Annotated in this window: 16 protein-coding genes; 8 read left to right on the top strand and 8 right to left on the bottom strand. The window is 64.6% G+C overall.

Annotated elements, in window-relative coordinates; all coding sequences use genetic code 11:
* Nucleotides 1-22 precede the first annotated feature (22 nt).
* The 3 genes from dapE to ACNQPL_RS14875 are packed head-to-tail and all read left to right on the top strand — an operon-like array spanning nt 23 to nt 2,378.
* Nucleotides 23-1,174: a succinyl-diaminopimelate desuccinylase gene (gene dapE, locus ACNQPL_RS14885; protein WP_416467136.1), complete on the top strand. Its 1,152-nt coding sequence runs from the start codon at nt 23-25 to the stop codon at nt 1,172-1,174.
* Nucleotides 1,174-1,986, top strand: a complete 813-nt coding sequence (locus ACNQPL_RS14880) for a putative RNA methyltransferase (protein WP_416467135.1) — start codon at nt 1,174-1,176, stop codon at nt 1,984-1,986. The genes dapE and ACNQPL_RS14880 overlap by 1 nt, the downstream gene beginning before the upstream one ends.
* Nucleotides 1,987-2,003: 17 nt before the next feature.
* A complete protein-coding gene (locus ACNQPL_RS14875) occupies nt 2,004-2,378 on the top strand; it encodes a hypothetical protein (RefSeq protein ID WP_346611804.1) in 375 nt (124 codons plus the stop codon).
* 123 nt (nt 2,379-2,501) lie between these two features.
* On the opposite strand, the gene ACNQPL_RS14870 is transcribed toward ACNQPL_RS14875, so the two are convergent.
* The gene (locus ACNQPL_RS14870; protein ID WP_346611805.1) at nt 2,502-2,711 is read right to left on the bottom strand and encodes a cold-shock protein; all 210 of its coding nucleotides are present in this window, start codon (nt 2,709-2,711) and stop codon (nt 2,502-2,504) included.
* A gap of 231 nt (nt 2,712-2,942) precedes the next feature.
* On the opposite strand from ACNQPL_RS14870, the gene plsB reads away from it, so the two are divergent.
* The 3 genes from plsB to ACNQPL_RS14855 all read left to right on the top strand — a co-directional run bounded on the left by plsB (nt 2,943) and on the right by ACNQPL_RS14855 (nt 6,627).
* On the top strand, nt 2,943-5,429 hold the full coding sequence (gene plsB, locus ACNQPL_RS14865) for a glycerol-3-phosphate 1-O-acyltransferase PlsB (protein ID WP_416467134.1): 2,487 nt from the start codon (nt 2,943-2,945) through the stop codon (nt 5,427-5,429).
* A 76-nt stretch (nt 5,430-5,505) separates the two neighbouring features.
* Complete coding sequence (locus ACNQPL_RS14860) at nt 5,506-5,904, top strand: YbaY family lipoprotein (RefSeq protein ID WP_346611807.1); 399 nt, start codon at nt 5,506-5,508, stop codon at nt 5,902-5,904.
* A 33-nt stretch (nt 5,905-5,937) separates the two neighbouring features.
* The gene (locus ACNQPL_RS14855) at nt 5,938-6,627 is read left to right on the top strand and encodes a DUF4197 domain-containing protein (protein WP_346611808.1); all 690 of its coding nucleotides are present in this window, start codon (nt 5,938-5,940) and stop codon (nt 6,625-6,627) included.
* Nucleotides 6,628-6,762: 135 nt separating this feature from the next.
* On the opposite strand, the gene ACNQPL_RS14850 is transcribed toward ACNQPL_RS14855, so the two are convergent.
* Together ACNQPL_RS14850 and ACNQPL_RS14845 are read right to left on the bottom strand one after the other, a co-directional pair.
* On the bottom strand, nt 6,763-9,828 hold the full coding sequence (locus ACNQPL_RS14850; RefSeq protein WP_416467133.1) for an efflux RND transporter permease subunit: 3,066 nt from the start codon (nt 9,826-9,828) through the stop codon (nt 6,763-6,765).
* Between the two features lie 6 nt (nt 9,829-9,834).
* Nucleotides 9,835-10,935: an efflux RND transporter periplasmic adaptor subunit gene (locus tag ACNQPL_RS14845; RefSeq protein WP_416467132.1), complete on the bottom strand. Its 1,101-nt coding sequence runs from the start codon at nt 10,933-10,935 to the stop codon at nt 9,835-9,837.
* A 169-nt stretch (nt 10,936-11,104) separates the two neighbouring features.
* Between ACNQPL_RS14845 and ACNQPL_RS14840 the strand changes: the two genes are divergently transcribed.
* The gene (locus tag ACNQPL_RS14840) at nt 11,105-11,746 is read left to right on the top strand and encodes a TetR/AcrR family transcriptional regulator (RefSeq protein ID WP_346611811.1); all 642 of its coding nucleotides are present in this window, start codon (nt 11,105-11,107) and stop codon (nt 11,744-11,746) included.
* A 194-nt stretch (nt 11,747-11,940) separates the two neighbouring features.
* On the opposite strand, the gene ACNQPL_RS14835 is transcribed toward ACNQPL_RS14840, so the two are convergent.
* Nucleotides 11,941-12,717: a class I SAM-dependent methyltransferase gene (locus ACNQPL_RS14835; RefSeq protein ID WP_416467131.1), complete on the bottom strand. Its 777-nt coding sequence runs from the start codon at nt 12,715-12,717 to the stop codon at nt 11,941-11,943.
* A gap of 103 nt (nt 12,718-12,820) precedes the next feature.
* Here ACNQPL_RS14835 and ACNQPL_RS14830 point away from each other — a divergent pair, with 103 nt between their 5' ends.
* Nucleotides 12,821-13,441, top strand: coding sequence for an energy transducer TonB (locus ACNQPL_RS14830; RefSeq protein ID WP_416467130.1), 621 nt, complete (start codon nt 12,821-12,823; stop codon nt 13,439-13,441).
* Nucleotides 13,442-13,443: 2 nt separating this feature from the next.
* On the opposite strand, the gene ACNQPL_RS14825 is transcribed toward ACNQPL_RS14830, so the two are convergent.
* The 4 genes from ACNQPL_RS14825 to ACNQPL_RS14810 are packed head-to-tail and all read right to left on the bottom strand — an operon-like array spanning nt 13,444 to nt 16,158.
* Nucleotides 13,444-14,130: an extensin family protein gene (locus ACNQPL_RS14825; protein ID WP_416467129.1), complete on the bottom strand. Its 687-nt coding sequence runs from the start codon at nt 14,128-14,130 to the stop codon at nt 13,444-13,446.
* A 6-nt stretch (nt 14,131-14,136) separates the two neighbouring features.
* Nucleotides 14,137-14,967, bottom strand: coding sequence for an isocitrate lyase/PEP mutase family protein (locus ACNQPL_RS14820; RefSeq protein WP_416467128.1), 831 nt, complete (start codon nt 14,965-14,967; stop codon nt 14,137-14,139).
* Nucleotides 14,968-14,997: 30 nt separating this feature from the next.
* Entirely contained in the window at nt 14,998-15,867 is an 870-nt protein-coding gene (locus ACNQPL_RS14815; protein ID WP_346611816.1) for a DUF72 domain-containing protein, read from the bottom strand.
* A 3-nt stretch (nt 15,868-15,870) separates the two neighbouring features.
* Nucleotides 15,871-16,158: a hypothetical protein gene (locus ACNQPL_RS14810; protein WP_346611817.1), complete on the bottom strand. Its 288-nt coding sequence runs from the start codon at nt 16,156-16,158 to the stop codon at nt 15,871-15,873.
* Nucleotides 16,159-16,248: the final 90 nt, after the last annotated feature.

The raw sequence follows: 16,248 nt of genomic DNA, 5'->3' as shown, positions 1-16,248 counted from the left end.
TTGCCTTGCCCCGGAGTTCCCCATGACGGCCCCAGCCGAGCTCTCGCCTACCCTTCAACTGGCCTGCGACCTGATCCGTCGCCCCTCGGTCACCCCCATCGACGCCGATTGCCAGGCGCAGATGATGAACCGCCTGGGCGCCGTGGGCTTCCAGCTCGAACCGATGCGCATCGAGGACGTCGACAACTTCTGGGCTACCCACGGCAACCAGCAAGGCCCGGTGTTGTGCTTTGCCGGCCACACCGACGTGGTTCCAACCGGCCCGGTGCAGCAGTGGCAGCATGAGCCGTTCGAGGCGCTGATCGATGCCGATGGCATGCTCTGTGGCCGTGGCGCGGCCGACATGAAGGGCAGCCTGGCGTGCATGGTAGTGGCCAGCGAGCGCTTTGTGCGTGACTACCCAAACCACCGTGGCCAGGTCGCGTTCCTGATCACCAGTGACGAGGAAGGCCCGGCCCATCACGGCACCAAGGCGGTGGTAGAGCGCCTGAAAGCGCGCAACCAGCGGCTGGACTGGTGCATCGTCGGCGAACCGTCGAGCACCAGTCTGCTCGGTGACGTGGTCAAGAACGGCCGCCGTGGCTCGTTGGGTGCCAAGCTGACCGTACGTGGCAAACAGGGCCATGTGGCCTACCCGCACCTGGCGCGCAACCCGATCCACCTGGCCGCGCCAGCACTGGCAGAGCTGGCCGCCGAACACTGGGACGAAGGCAACGCATTCTTCCCGCCGACCAGCTTCCAGATCTCCAACCTCAACTCCGGCACCGGCGCCACCAACGTGGTCCCGGGCGACCTGACCGCGCTGTTCAACTTCCGTTTCTCTACCGAGTCGACGGTCGACGGTTTGCAGGCAAGGGTATCGGCAATCCTCGACAAGCACGGGCTGGACTGGTCGATCGACTGGGCGCTGTCGGGCCTGCCGTTCCTCACCGAACCGGGTGAGCTGCTCGATGCCGTCTCGGCCAGCATCAAGGGCGTCACCGGCCGCGACACCCAACCGTCCACCAGCGGTGGCACCTCCGATGGCCGCTTCATCGCCACCATGGGCACCCAAGTGGTCGAGCTTGGCCCGGTCAACGCCACCATCCACCAGGTGGACGAGCGCATCCTGGCCAGCGACCTCGACCTGCTGACCGAGATCTACTACCAGACCCTGGTCCGGTTGCTCGCCTGATGCTTGCCTGCCCAATTTGCCAGGCGGCCCTGACGCGGCTCGACAACGGTGTGGTGTGCCCGGCTGGCCATCGCTTCGACCGTGCCCGCCAGGGTTACCTGAACCTGCTGCCGGTGCAGCACAAGAACAGCCGTGACCCGGGCGACAACCAAGCCATGGTCGAAGCACGCCGTGACTTCCTCGACGCCGGCCACTACGCCCCGGTAGCCCGCCGCCTGGCGGAGCTTGCCGCCGAGCGCAAACCCCGCGCCTGGCTCGACATCGGTTGCGGCGAAGGCTATTACACCGCGCAGCTCGCCCAGGCCCTGCCACAGGCTGAAGGCTACGCCCTGGATATCTCGCGCGAAGCCGTCAAGCGCGCGTGCCGCCGCGACGCCTCGGTCACCTGGATGGTCGCCAGCATGGCCCGTGTGCCCCTGGTCGATGCCAGCTGCCAGTTCCTCGCCAGCGTGTTCAGCCCGTTGGACTGGGCCGAGGCCAAGCGCCTGCTCAGCCCAGGCGGCGGCCTGATGCGCGTGGGCCCGACCAGCGGCCACCTGATGGAACTGCGCGAGGTGCTCTACGATGAAGTACGCCCCTACGCCGACGACAAGCACCTGGCCCTGGTACCTGAAGGCATGGCCCACGCCCACAGCGAAACCCTCGAGTTCCGCCTGAGCCTGGCCGCGCCCAAGGCCCGCGCCGACCTGCTGGCCATGACCCCGCACGGCTGGCGCGCCAGCGCCGAGAAGCGCGCCCTGGTCATCGACCAGGCCGAGCCGTTCGAGGTCACGGTTTCCATGCGTTATGACTATTTCGTGCGCCAAGACTGAGCACACCCGGAGCCCTTATGCGCCAACCTGATATCGAGATCTACCTGAAGGACGCCGACGTCGACCACAAGCAGATTGCCCAGTGGCTGGGCGAAGCGATTGGCCCCTGCAGCGAATGGCAGCAGAAAGGCCAGACCTTCAAATGCAAGGCCGGTAACATTTCAGTGACTTGGTTACCCAAAGCTGTAGGGAAATGGAACAGCCTGTACCTGGAAAGTGACCAGACCCCATGGGCCGATGACGTCGCCTGTGCACGCGCCGCGTTCGCCGCACTGGGCGTGGAAGTACGCTGCGCACCGGGTGGCTGGGTCGAAGAGGATGGCGAGGAAGATGCCGACCGCTGGGTCCGCATCAGCGCCGACGGTGAAGAGGAAATCACCTGGCGCACATGAGTGCTCGGCAGTTTTTGTAGGCGCTGGGTTGCCGGCGATGCAGCCACGGCGGTGTATGGCACCGGCTTTGCCGGTCATCGCCGGCAAACCAGCGCCTACAGCTTGAGCGTTGCCTCAGGAGGCTCAGAGCCCAACTACATCCTCGGCTTGCAGGCCTTTCTGGCCCTGCACGCAGGAGTACTCGACCCGCTGCCCTTCGACCAGGGTACGATGCCCCTCACCGCGGATCGCCCGATAATGGACGAACACATCCGCACTACCTTCGCGCTGAATGAAGCCAAAGCCTTTGGCATCGTTGAACCACTTTACATTCCCAGTCTCACGAGACGACATCTGAACTACTCCGGATTTTTATTGTGAAGATCGCCTTGCAGACACAGGTATCGCTCCCCGTGTCGACGCCGCTTGCCGAAATATCCTGCAAGTGGCAGGCCGAGTATATGACACAGAACAAAGAATTTTCATGACCGCCGCGCCATTTGCAGGTTTTTGCTGAACTTACGCAGATACGGCAGACTAACTGCTTGCACACTCACTAAAAATCACACCCAGGGCACACACCCCATGACCCGTTCCCCCCTGCGCCGCCTGATCTTCGGCGCGTTGCGTCGCCTGTTGTACCTGTGGGTGCGCTCCGAGACCATCAACCAGTCCGCCACCAGCCTGCAACTGGACCGCAGCCGCCCGGTGTTCTACGCCCTGCCCTCGCCATCGCTCACCGACCTGGCCGTGCTCGACCACGAGTGCACCAAAGCAGGGCTACCACGCCCGGTACTGCCGGTGGCGGTGGGCACGCTGCATGAGCCAGCCGGTTTCTTCTACCTCACCCCCGACCCGGACTGGCTCGGCCGCCACGATAAGCGCGGTGCACCACCGACTCTCGAGCGGGTGATTGCAGCCGTCAGCCAGCATGCCGAAGAAGACGCACAGATCATCCCGGTCAGTGTGTTCTGGGGCCAGACACCGGCCAGCGAGTCCAGCCCCTGGAAGCTGCTGTTCGCCGACAGCTGGGCAGTCACCGGGCGCCTGCGCCGGCTGCTGACCATCTTGATTCTGGGGCGCAAGACCCGCGTGCAGTTCTCCGCGCCTATCCACGTGCGTGAGCTGGTGCAGCACAACAAAGGCCATGAACGCACGGTGCGCATGGCCCAACGCTTGATGCGCGTGCATTTTCGCAACCTCAAGACCGCCGTGATCGGCCCGGACATCTCGCACCGGCGCAACCTGGTCAAAGGCCTGGTGCATGCGCCGATGGTGCGCCAGGCGATCAGCGACGAAGCGCAACGGGAAAACATCCCTGTGGCCAAGGCTGAAGCGCTGGCCCTGCGCTACGGCAACGAGATCGCCTCGGACTACACCTACACCGCCATCCGCTTCCTCGAAGTGGTGCTCAGCTGGTTCTGGAACAAGATCTACGACGGCATCAAGGTCAACCACATCGAGCAGGTGCAAGGCATCGCACCGGGCCACGAAGTCATCTACGTACCCTGCCACCGCAGCCACATCGACTACCTGCTGCTGTCCTACCTGCTATTTCGCAACGGCCTGACGCCGCCGCACATTGCCGCCGGCATCAACCTCAACATGCCGGTGGTCGGCAGCCTGCTGCGCCGCGGCGGCGCCTTCTTCATGCGCCGCACGTTCAAGGGCAACCCGCTGTACACCGCCGTGTTCAACGAATACCTGCACACTCTGTTCACCAAGGGCTTCCCGGTCGAGTACTTCGTCGAGGGCGGGCGCTCGCGCACGGGGCGCATGCTGCAACCGCGTACCGGAATGCTGGCGATCACCCTGCGCAGCTTCCTGCGCTCATCGCGCACGCCGATCGTCTTCGTACCGGTGTACATCGGCTACGAGCGCGTGCTCGAAGGCCGCACCTACCTCGGTGAGCTACGCGGGGCGAGCAAGAAGAAAGAGTCGATCTTCGATATTTTCAAGGTCATCGGTGCGCTGAAGCAACGCTTCGGCCAGGTCTACGTGAACTTCGGTGAACCGATCCGCCTGGCGGGCTTTCTCGACCAGCAGCAACCCGGCTGGCGCGAGCAGGACCTGGGCCCGCAGTTCCGCCCGGCCTGGCTCAACGAGACCACCACCCGCCTGGGCGAAACCGTGGCCCGTCACCTCAACGAGGCGGCTGCAGTCAACCCGGTCAACCTGGTGGCCCTGGCGCTGCTCTCCACCAGCCGCCTGGCACTGGACGAAAGCGCGCTGACGCGCGTGCTGGACCTGTACCTGGCCTTGCTGCGCAAGGTGCCCTACTCCGAGCACACCACCTTGCCGGATGGCGACGGCCAGGCGCTGATCGAGCACGTCAGGGGCATGGACCTGCTGTCCGAGCAGAAAGACGCCCTCGGCCGCATCCTCTACCTGGATGAAGCCAACGCGGTGCTGATGACCTATTACCGCAATAACGTCCTGCACATCTTTGCCTTGCCGGCGCTGCTGGCGAGTTTCTTCCACAGCAGCTCGCGGATGAGCCGCGAACTGCTCGGCCAATACGTACACGCGCTGTACCCGTACCTGCAGGCCGAGCTGTTCCTGCGCTGGTCACCCGATCAGCTCGACGCGGTGATCGACCAATGGCTGTCGGCGCTGGTTGAACATGGCCTGCTGCGCCAGGAGAACGACAGCTACGTGCGCCCACCACCGAGTTCACGTCAGTTCGTCCTGCTGACCCTGCTTGCCCGCACCATCACCCAGACCCTGCAGCGCTTCTACATGGCCACGTCGCTGCTGCTCAACAGCGGCCAGCACACCCTTACCGCCGAAGAGCTGGAAGACCTCTGCGTGATGATGGCCCAGCGCCTGTCGATCCTGCATGGGCTCAATGCCCCGGAGTTCTTCGACAAGGCCCTGTTCCGCCATTTTATTCAGACCCTGATCGAGCAAGGCGTGCTGCGCCCGGATGGCAACGGCAAGCTGGGTTATCACGACAAGCTCGGCGAACTGGCCGAAGGGGTGGCCAAGCGCGTGCTGTCGGCCGAGCTGCGCCTGTCGATCCGGCAGGTAGCACTGCACCGCGATTATTCACCGGAAACTTCGGGCCTCTGAGGCTTTATCAGCCGGGAAAATCCGCTAAAGTCCCTGGGGTTGGCCACAAGCCAGCCCCAAGGACAACGGAGATTCCATGAAAAAGCTCGTAATGCTGTGTTGCGCATCCCTGCTCGCAGCCTGTTCCAGCAACACCCCGACCACCCAGGCCAGCCTGGATGGCGAAGTCTTCTACCTGCAGCGCATTGCCCTGCCACCTGCGGCCACCTTGAGCGTGGAGCTGCAGGACGTGTCGCTGATGGACGCCCCTGCCGTCACCCTGGCCCGCCAGGCCGGCCCTGTGAAAGGCAACGTGCCGCTGCCGTTTCACCTCACCTATGACCCGGCCCAGGTCAAGCCTGGCCACCGCTATGCGCTGAGCGCCCGTATCGAGCTGGACGGCAAGTTGCTGTTCATCAACACCGAGCACCACGGCGTCACGCTGGATGGCAGCGACGCGCAGCCCGTACGGATCAAAGTCGATCCGGTGCGCTGATATCCGCCTACTTCTGTTGAAAAGGAAAGCTTCATGATTCGCTCCTCCCTGCGCTTCACCGCCCTGTGCGCCGGCTTGCTGCTGTCGGCCAGCGCCCTGGCCCTGTCGCTGGGCGACCTGACCCAGAAAGACGCCACCGGCGGCCTGAAGGACGCCCTCACCCAAGGTGCACAGGTTGCCGTCAAGCAGCTGAGCACCCCCGGCGGTTTCAGCAACAACCCCGACGTGCGCATCGAGCTGCCGGGCAACCTTGGCAAGGCCGCCAAGGCCATGAAAATGTTCGGCAAGGGTGACCAGGTCACGGCCCTGGAAGACAGCATGAACAAAGCCGCTGAAGCAGCGGTACCGCAAGCCCAGGCGATCCTGGTGGATGCGGTGAAGAACATGAGCGTGACCGATGCCAAGGGCATCCTCAGCGGTGGCGATGACTCGGCTACCCAATACCTGAACAAAAGCAGCCGCGAGCAGATCCGCGCCAAGTTCCTGCCGATCGTCAAGGCGGCAACCGACAAGGTTGGCGTGGTTCAGCAGTACAACAGCTTTGCTGGCCAGGCTTCAGCGCTTGGCCTGGGTAACGCCAAGAGCGCCAACGTCGAGAGCTATGTGACCGAAAAGGCCCTCGATGGCCTGTTCGAAATGATCGCCAAACAGGAGCAGAGCATTCGCCAGAACCCGGCGCAGGCGGCTACCAGCCTGGCGAAGAAGGTCTTCGGCGCCCTGTAGAGGCCAAGGGCTGCGTTGCAGCCCATCGCCGGCAAGCCGGCTACCACAGGTACAGCACAGCTTTCACCAGCGGCGCCGACACTGTGGGAGCCGGCTTGCCGGCGAATGGAGGGCAACCGCCCTCCCCTGCGGCCTTCAGCCCTTCTTCACCCTGAACCACGCCGCATACAACGCCGGCAGGAACAGCAGCGTCAACGCCGTCGCGACAATCAGCCCGCCCATGATCGCCACCGCCATCGGCCCGTAGAACACACTGCGCGACAGGGGGATCATGGCCAGCACCGCCGCCAGCGCCGTCAGCACGATCGGCCGGAAGCGCCGCACCGTGGCCTCGATGATCGCCTGCCAACGGTCCATCCCCGAAGCGATGTCCTGTTCGATCTGGTCCACCAGTATCACCGAGTTGCGCATGATCATCCCTGCCAGGGCAATGGTGCCGAGCATGGCGACGAACCCGAACGGCTGCCGGAACACCAGCAGGAACAGGGTGACGCCGATCAGCCCCAAGGGCGCGGTAAGGAACACCATCACCGTGCGCGAGAAGCTGCGCAGCTGGATCATCAACAAGCTCAATACGACCACGATGAACAGCAGCATGCCCGCATTCACCGAGTTCTGCCCACGCTCCGAATCCTCGACGGTACCGCCCACTTCCAGCAAGTAGCCATCCGGCAGCTTGGCCTTGATTTCACTCAAGGTCGGCTCGATCTGCCGTACCAGGGTCGCCGGCTGCTCCTTGTCGTAGATGTCGGCACGCACGGTCACCGTCGGCAAGCGGTTGCGGTGCCAGATGATGCCCTCCTCGAACCCGTACTCCAGGGTCGCAACCTGCGACAGTGCCACGCTCTGGCCGTTGTCGGTGGGCAGCGCCAGGCTACCGAGGTTGCCCAGCTCGCCGCGCTCCTTCTGGGTGCCGCGCAGCAGGATCTCGATCAGCTCATTGTCCTCGCGGTACTGGCTGACCGTGGTACCGGTCAGCGAGCTTTGCAGGAAGCTCGACAAGCGCGCAGTGCTGACGCCGAGGGCACGCGCACGGTCCTGGTCAATCGACAGGAACACGGCCTTGCTCGGCTCCTCCCAATCAAGGTGCACGTTCACCACATGCGGGTTTTCGCGCACCTTGGCTGCGACCTCACGGGCCAGGGCGCGTGCTTTCTCGATATGCTCGCCGGTGACACGGAACTGCACCGGGTAACCCACGGGCGGGCCGTTCTCCAGGCGGGTGACACGAGCGCGCAGGTCGGGGAACTGCTGGTCAACGGTATCGATCAGCCAGCTGCGCAGGCGTTCGCGCTGTTCCATCGACTTGGCCAGCACGACGAACTGGGCAAAGCTTGCCGCCGGCAGCTGCTGGTCCAGGGGCAGGTAGAAACGGGGCGAGCCCGTGCCCACGTAGGCCACATAGTTGTCGATGCCGTCCTGCTGCTTGAGCAGCGCTTCCAATTGCTTGACCCGCTCGGCGGTATTGGCCAGCGAGGCGCCCTCGGCCAGCTTCAGGTCGACCATCAGCTCCGGGCGCCCGGAGGCGGGGAAGAACTGCTGGGGCACGAAGCGGAACAACAGGATGCTACCGACAAAGGCGGCGATGGTCAGCAGGATTACCGTCTTGCGCCGCCGCACGCACCACTCCACCACACGCCGTACGCGCTGGTAGAACGGGGTGGCGTAAGGGTCTGGTGCATGGCCGTCGCTGCCATGGCGGGCGGCATGCAACTTGGCCAGGTCCGGCAACAGCCGTTCGCCCAGGTAGGGAACGAACACCACCGCCGCGACCCACGAGGTCAGCAGCGCAATGGTCACCACCTGGAAAATCGAGCGGGTGTATTCACCCGTGCTCGACGCTGCCGTGGCAATCGGCAGGAAGCCGGCAGCGGTGATCAAGGTGCCGGTGAGCATCGGGAAGGCCGTGCTGGTCCAGGCATAGCTGGCCGCCTTGAGCCGATCGAAGCCCTGCTCCATCTTGATCGCCATCATTTCCACCGCAATGATCGCGTCGTCCACCAGCAGGCCCAGTGCCAACACCAACGCACCGAGCGAGATCTTGTGAAGGCCGATGCCAAAGTAATGCATGGCCGCAAAGGTCATGGCCAGCACCAACGGGATGGCCAGCGCCACCACCAGGCCGGTGCGCAGGCCCAGCGAGAAGAAACTCACCAGCAACACGATGATCAGCGCTTCGACCAGCACCTGGACGAACTCGCCAACACCCGCCTTGACCGCTGCCGGCTGGTCGGACACCTTGCGCAGCTCCATGCCCGCCGGCAGGTTGTGCGACAGGCGTTCGAACTCAACTTCCAGCGCTTTGCCCAGCACAAGAATGTCGCCGCCATCCTTCATCGACACGGCCAGGCCGATTGCGTCCTCGCCCATGAAGCGCATGCGCGGCGCGGGTGGGTCGTTGAAACCCCGGTGCACGTCCGCGACGTCATCGATGCGGAAGGTGCGGTCACCCACCCGGATGGGGAACTGGCGAATCTGCTCGACACTGTCGAACTGCCCGCTCACCCGCAACTGCAGGCGCTCGCTGGGGGTTTCGAAGAACCCGGCGGTACTCACCGCGTTCTGTTCGCGCAGGGCTTGCTGCACGGCCTCAAGCGGCACACCCAGGGTGGCCAGCTTGAGGTTGGACAGTTCGATCCAGATCTTCTCGTCCTGCAGCCCGACCAGCTCGACCTTGCCCACGTCCTTGACCCGCTGCAGCTGGATCTGGATACGGTCGGCGTAGTCCTTGAGCATCGCATAATCGAAGCCAGCACCGGTCAGCGCGTAGATGTTGCCGAAGGTGGTGCCGAACTCGTCGTTGAAGAACGGCCCCTGGATTTCCGGTGGCAAGGTGTGGCGGATGTCCGCGACCTTCTTGCGGATCTGGTACCACAGCTCGGGGATGTCCTTGGAGTGCAGCGAGTCGCGGGCCATGAAGGTCACCTGCGATTCGCCGGGGCGCGAGAACGAGACGATCTTCTCGTACTCGCCGGTTTCCATCAGCTTCTTCTCGATCCGTTCGGTTACCTGGCGCGACACTTCCTCGGCCGTAGCACCCGGCCACAGGGTACGGATCACCATGGCTTTGAACGTGAACGGCGGGTCTTCGCTCTGGCCAAGCTTGGTGTAGGACATGGCGCCAATGGCAGCCAACAGGATCATCAGGAACAGTACGATCTGGCGATTGCGCAGCGCCCAGGCGGAAAGGTTGAAACCCATCGGGACTTACTCCTTGGCCGTCAGGTTCACCACGCGGTTGGTGCGGTCCACAGGCCGCACCTCCTGCCCTTCGCGCAGCACATGGCCGCCAGCGGCGACCACCCAGTCGCCAGGGTTCAAACCTTCGAGCACCGGCACACTGTCGGTGCCATACACCCCGAGGCTCACCGCCGCCCGCTCCAGGCGACGGTCCTGGTTGACCCGCCAGACATAGGCCTGGCCGTTTTCCGCGGTAACCGCCGCCAGCGGCACAGCCAACGGGATCAGCCCATCATGGGCGATGAACACGCGTGCGCTCTGGCCGATGTCTGCGGGCACCTTGGCCGACGTGAAGGCGATGCGCGCAGCGAAGGTGCGCGAGCGCGGGTCGGCTGCCGGCGACAGCTCACGGATGCGCCCCGGAAAGCGTTCGGTGCCATGCGACCACAGCTCTACGCTGACCGCCTGGCCCACGGCGAAGCGGGCGAACTGCTGCTCGGGCAGCCCGATCACCACCTCCCGCTCACCGTCGGCAGCCAGGGTGAACACGGTTTGCCCGGCAGCGACCACCTGGCCGACCTCGACCTGGCGCTTGGCGATGACGCCGGCCTGCGGCGCACGCAGCACAGCGTATTCAGCCTGATTGCCGGCCACGTCGAATTCGGCCTTGGCCTGCTTGAGGCGCGCCAGCCCGGCACGGTACAGGTTCTCGGCATTGTCGTAGAGGGAATGGCTGACCATCTGCCGGTCGAGCAATTTCTGGTAGCGGTCACGCTCGGCGCGCACCAGTGCCAGGTTAGCTTCGGCGGCCGCCAGTTGCGCGCGGTTGGCTTCCAGTTGCAGGCGTACGTCCTGGGGGTCGAGCTCGGCCAAAGGCTGGTTTGCCTTGACCCGTTGCCCCTCCTCTACCAGGCGTTTGCTGACTTTGCCAGCGATGCGGAACGCCAGCTCCGGTTCCAGGCGCGCGCGCACCTCGCCAGGGTAACTGTCGGCAGCGGCTTCGGCCGGCTGCGGCTGCACCACCAGCGCGGGGCGCGGCGCGGCCGGGGCGGCGGCTTCCTGGCCACAGGCCGCCAGGAACAGCACGGCGGCGGCAGGCAGGGCGAGGGACAAGGCATGACGCAACATGATGAATCCTTCCGCGACGAGCGCATCGAATATTTATACTGGCGAGTATATTAAGTCAGGGAACCGAAGCCGGGAAGCCAGCGTCGGAAAGAAAATCAACATTAACGTCAGGGCATTCCTTCAAGCCGGATGGCATCCGAGCCGGTAAGATGGGCGCCCCTTCAACCAGATGCGGACTCCAATGCCCAACGACGCACCCATCGGCCCAGGTCGCCCCAAGGACCTGGCCAAGCGCGAGGCGATCCTCGAAGCGGCCAAGACGCTGTTCCTCAGCCTTGGCTATGCCAACACCAGCATGGATGCGGTCGCTGCGGCGGCAGGTGTTTCAAAACTCACTGTGTACAGCCACTTCACCGACAAGCAGACCCTGTTCGGCTCGGCGGTCATGGCAACGTGCCAGAATCAGTTGCCCGACTTGATGTTCGAATACCCCGAGGGCGCGCCCGTCGAGGACGTGCTGCTGAATATTGGCAGGGGCTTCCAGGCGCTGATCAGCAGTGATGAGGCGGTCAAGTTGAGCCGCCTGATCATGGCGCTGGGTAACCAGGACCCAGGCTTTGGCGAATTCTTCTACGAGGCCGGGCCCAAGCGCGTGCTGGCCGGGATGGAAGCGCTGCTGCGCGGGGTGGCCGAGCGCGGGTTGCTGCGCATCGACAATCCGCTGCACGCGGCGGAGCACTTTTTCTGCCTTGTAAAAGGCGCGCCGGATTACCGGCTGCTGCTGGGGTGTGCCGGGCCGCTGGAAGGGGACGCGGCCGAGGCGCATGTGCGTGAGGTGGTCGGGGTGTTCATTCGGGCATTCAAGCCCTGAAGCTTTCGCCTGAGTGAACCGGCCCCGTCGCGGGCAAGCCCGCCCTCATAGAACAAACGCCAGCTTACTGATTTGGCGGGGATCCTGTAGGAGCGGCTTCAGCCGCGAACACCGGCGTAGCCGGTGCCATCACCGCGGCGCCTGCTTCGCGGCTGAAGCCGCTCCCACAGGGTATGCGGCGCGCTCGCGGGCTATCAGGCTTTCAAGGCCTTCTTGGGATAGATGTCGTAGCGGCTCGATTTGCCTTCCAGGCTATGGCCAGGCTTCGGCCCTTCGATGATTGGTGCCTTGCGCGGGCGTTTCACCACCACTCGGTGGCTGGCCAGCGCCAGAGCCGCTTCCAGCAATGCCGGCGCATCCATGTCATCACCGACCAACGGCCGGAACACGCGCATTTCCTTCTTCACCAATGCGCTCTTGTCACGGTGCGGGAACATCGGGTCGAGGTAGATCACTTGCGGCGGTTCGCCCTCCCAGGCGCGCATGCGCTGGATAGCGTTGCCGGTCAGCAGGCGCATGCGACCGACGATCGGGCCTACCTCAGCGTCGGCCCTGGCCCGTGCCAGGCCATCTTCGAGCAACGCCGCGATCAGCGGTTGGCGCTCGATCAGGGTCATCTGGCAACCCAGGCTGGCCAGCACGAATGCGTCCTTGCCCAGGCCTGCCGTGGCATCCAGCACCTGCGGCCGCACGCCCTGGGCGATGCCTACCGCCTTGGCGATCATCTGCCCGTTGCCACCGCCAAACTGGCGCCGATGTGCGGCCTGGCCTTCGACGAAATCGACCCGCACCGGCCCCGGCGCCTGCGGCCCCAGTTGCTGGATCTGCAAGCCTTCGGCGCCTACCTGCACGGCGAAGCCTGCCGCATCGTCCTGCAGCGGCAGGCCCAGACGCTCGGCCCATGCCCTGGCCTGATCCGCATACTCGGCCGCCATCGCCTCGACCCTGATACCCGTGCCTTGCTCTTGCATCGTCCACACCTAAAAAATCAAACCACGCCCTCAATGAATCGGCAAAACGGCCGATACAGGCAATATCCCGCTATTCTGCCAGAGCACAACGCGCGCGACTGCCATGACAGATACTCTTCCCATCGGTTTGACCTACTTGTCGCCTGTCGGCAACTACGGTCGGCAGAATACCCAGGCACTCGGGGGCGTCAGCCACCTGTGGCAGGATTTCTTTGCTCGTGCGCTGGCCGAGCAGCAAGCGCAAGAGCCCGACAGCGTCAGCCAGGCGTTGGTGCAGTACGACCAGCACAGCGGTGAGCCGATTGGCGGGGCCAAGGCCCTGGCGTTGATCGACGCCCAGCGGGCCTGCCCTGTGCACGACACCATCGTCGCACCGCCCGAGCCACTGTTTCTGCCCAAGGCTGAACTGGAAGCCAACCTGCTGGAGCCGGCCCCCGAGCCTTTCAGCACCGCCGAGATGATCCAGCAGCAGCGTCAACTCGACATCAGCAACACCTGGCTGCGCCCGGTGGTCATGAGCCAGGGCCAGCCGCTCGGCGAACCCGGCCCGGCCCCTTCCCCGCGCCCGCTGCACCTGCCCATCGCCGAGCTTGAATTGAACCTGCTCGACCCCGCGCCGGAGCCGTTCGACGAAGCGACCATGGCCAAGCAGCAGAACGACCTGGAATTCGACATGCACTGGGCGCGCCCGGTGGTGCTGAACAACGTCCGCGTCCACGCCTGACATCAGCGGCAGATCTGCCAGCGCCCCATGTCCAGGTGAAAGTGGTTGTGGTGCGCCGCGTTGTAATCCGGGCCCAGCACCGTACTGAAACTTTCGCAGGCGGCCTGCTGCACTTCGCGCAGAAATTTCGCCTTCTGCCCATCCGCCTGCCAGTCCCGCGCCAGCACGATGCGCTGGCCGTCCTGCAGACGGAAGCCGCTGATGTCCAGCGCATTGGCCGTGGCGTGCTGGCTGAGCCGGCCCTGCTTGCGGTTATACACATTGCGGCAAGCGAAACTGCCCAAGTGATCCACTTGCACGACCGGTTGGCCGAACACCCGCTGCGCAGCCGGTTGCAGGCCATGGTTCTCGAACAGCGCGTAAGCCACTGCCAGCGGGCAACTGGCCAGGAAGCTGCTGCTCAAGCGCGCATCGCCTTGCTCGATGCGCCACACATTCTGCAACGGGCATTTGGCCGAGGCCGGGCTGTCGGCTTGTGCCCTGAAGCGCAGCTGGCTGGCCTCGAGCGCTTGTTTGCACAAGCCCGGGTCATCGCGCAGCCGCGACAACTTGTAAGGGGTCAGCAGGTTAGGAGCCTCGCGCGCGTCCAGCGGCGCCCATGGGTTCCAGGCATCCGGCAGGCGCCAACCCAGCAGCCAGGGCAGGCCCGCCACAAACAGCAGGCCGCACAGCAGCACCAGTGCGCGCACTGCGCCTCAGCGGCGGAACAGGTCGTTGAGCTGGGCGAACGGCAAGGCCTGCTCACCGTAGCTGAACGTGCCTTGGTCACGGATCTCCAGCGCCGCGCGCTGGAACGCCCCCAGCGCCGCTCGGGCCAGCGATGACCCAACGCTGATGCGGCGTACACCCAGGTCTTGCAACTGGTTGACGCTCAGCGGCACGCCGGCCAGCCCCATCAATACATTGACCGGTTTCGGTGCCACGGCCTGCACCACCGCGCGAATTTCGTCGACACTGCGCAAGCCCGGCGCATAGAGCACATCGGCCCCCGCTTCGGCGTAAGCCTGCAGGCGCAGGATGGTGTCGTCCAGGTCCATGCGCCCGTGCAGCAGGTTTTCTGCGCGGGCACAGAGCATGAAGGGGAATGGCAGGCTGCGAGCTGCCTGCACCGCAGCGCGCACGCGCTCCACGGCCAGCCCGAAGTCATAGATCGGGGCGTCGCTCCGGGCGCTGGCATCTTCGATCGAGCCGCCGACCAACCCGGCCTCGGCAGCCCGCAGAATGGTCTGCGCACAGTCATCGGGCAGGTCGCCGAAGCCGTTTTCCAGGTCTGCGGCGACGGGCAAGGCCGTGGCGTCGACGATCAGCCCGGCGTTGTCCAAGGTCTCGTCCAGGCTCAAGGCCGCTTCCGCATCCGGTCGGCCCAGGCTGAAGGCCAGTCCCGCACTGGTAGTGGCCAGCGCTTCGAAGCCCAGGCTGGCCAGCAGCTTGGCGGAGCCGGCATCCCACGGGTTGGGGATGACGAAGGCGCCATCGCGCTCGTGCAGCGCCTTGAAGGCTTCGGCACGCAGGGTTTGTACATCCATGGTCACAACCTCCGGGTGGTCGGGAAATGGTCAGAGTAGTCCCAGTTGTTCGACCTCAGGGGCGCGCGGCAATTCCGGCAGAGCTGCCAGGCCGGGCAAGCGCGTCATCAGGCGCTGGTGAAAACGCTGGGCCAGTGCGGCAGCCAGGCGGTTGTCGGAGGTATGCAGGAAAATGTAAGGGCTACGGCCTTCCTCGATCCAACGGGCGACCTTCTCAACCCAGGGCAAGAGGAAGGGTTCGTTGGCATCCAGCACGGGGTGGCCGATGAAGCGCACCTGCGGGTGCTGGCTGAACGCTGCCGGGCGCGGCGGCACCTTGGGTTTCTTGGCTTGAGCGTCGAGCACCGCGGTGTCGCGTGACGTGCAGCTGAACAGCGCGCGCGGGTCCAGGCAGATACGTTCCACGCCGCGCTCATGTAGCAGGCGGTTGAGCAGGCGCTCTTCCTCACCTTTGGCGAAGAAGGCCTGGTTGCGTACCTCAACGGCCACCGGCACACCGATCTCATCGAGAAACTGCCCCAGTTCCGCCAGGCGCTCCGGGCCGAACTGCGCCGGCAATTGCAGCCAGTACGGCGACACTCGCTGGCCAAGGGGCGCCAGCAGCCGGGTGAAATCGCAGGCGGCTTCGAAACGCTCGCGCAGGTCGCCTTCATGGCTGATATCGCGGGGGAATTTGGCGGTGAAGCGAAAGTGCGCCGGCATCACCTGCGCCCAACGCGCGACGGTGCCGGGTGCGGGGCGGGCGTAAAAGGTGGTATTGCCCTCGACCGCGTTGAACACCTGGCTATACAGGCCAAGATATTCGCGGGTTGTGGCATCAGCGGGGTACAGGTAGTCGCGCCAGGCGTTTTCACTCCATGACGGACAACCGAGAAAATAGGGCAGGGGTGATGGAATCATCCATCAAATGTACAGGTCGAGCCCCAGCACTTCCATGTCCCAATCGGTAAAACCGGCAGTACTGAGGTAGCTTGCAAGCGCGGTTGCAGTACGGCGGTCACGGGCGCGGGGGAAGACCATGTCTTGCTGGCGAGCCGGCAGGCCACCGGGGCGGCGGCGCTGCGCGGCCTCCGGGGCGACTTCGGCGTCTTCGACCAGCTCGGCATCGTCGATGCTTTCATCGCGCACCGCCGCTTTGCGCGGTGTGCGCTTGACCGGGTAGGACTGCGATGAGAAACCGTCGATACGCATGATGAGCACTCAGGACCAATGATGGCAATTTAGCAGCATCAGTGTTCCGTCGCTAATGCTCGAGTGATAACTGGACCACAGTTTGCACCA

The organism is Pseudomonas sp. LFS044 (assembly GCF_047978245.1).
In the GTDB taxonomy this organism is placed as follows: Bacteria; Pseudomonadota; Gammaproteobacteria; order Pseudomonadales; family Pseudomonadaceae; genus Aquipseudomonas.
This window is presented reverse-complemented; position numbering and strand designations above follow the sequence as displayed.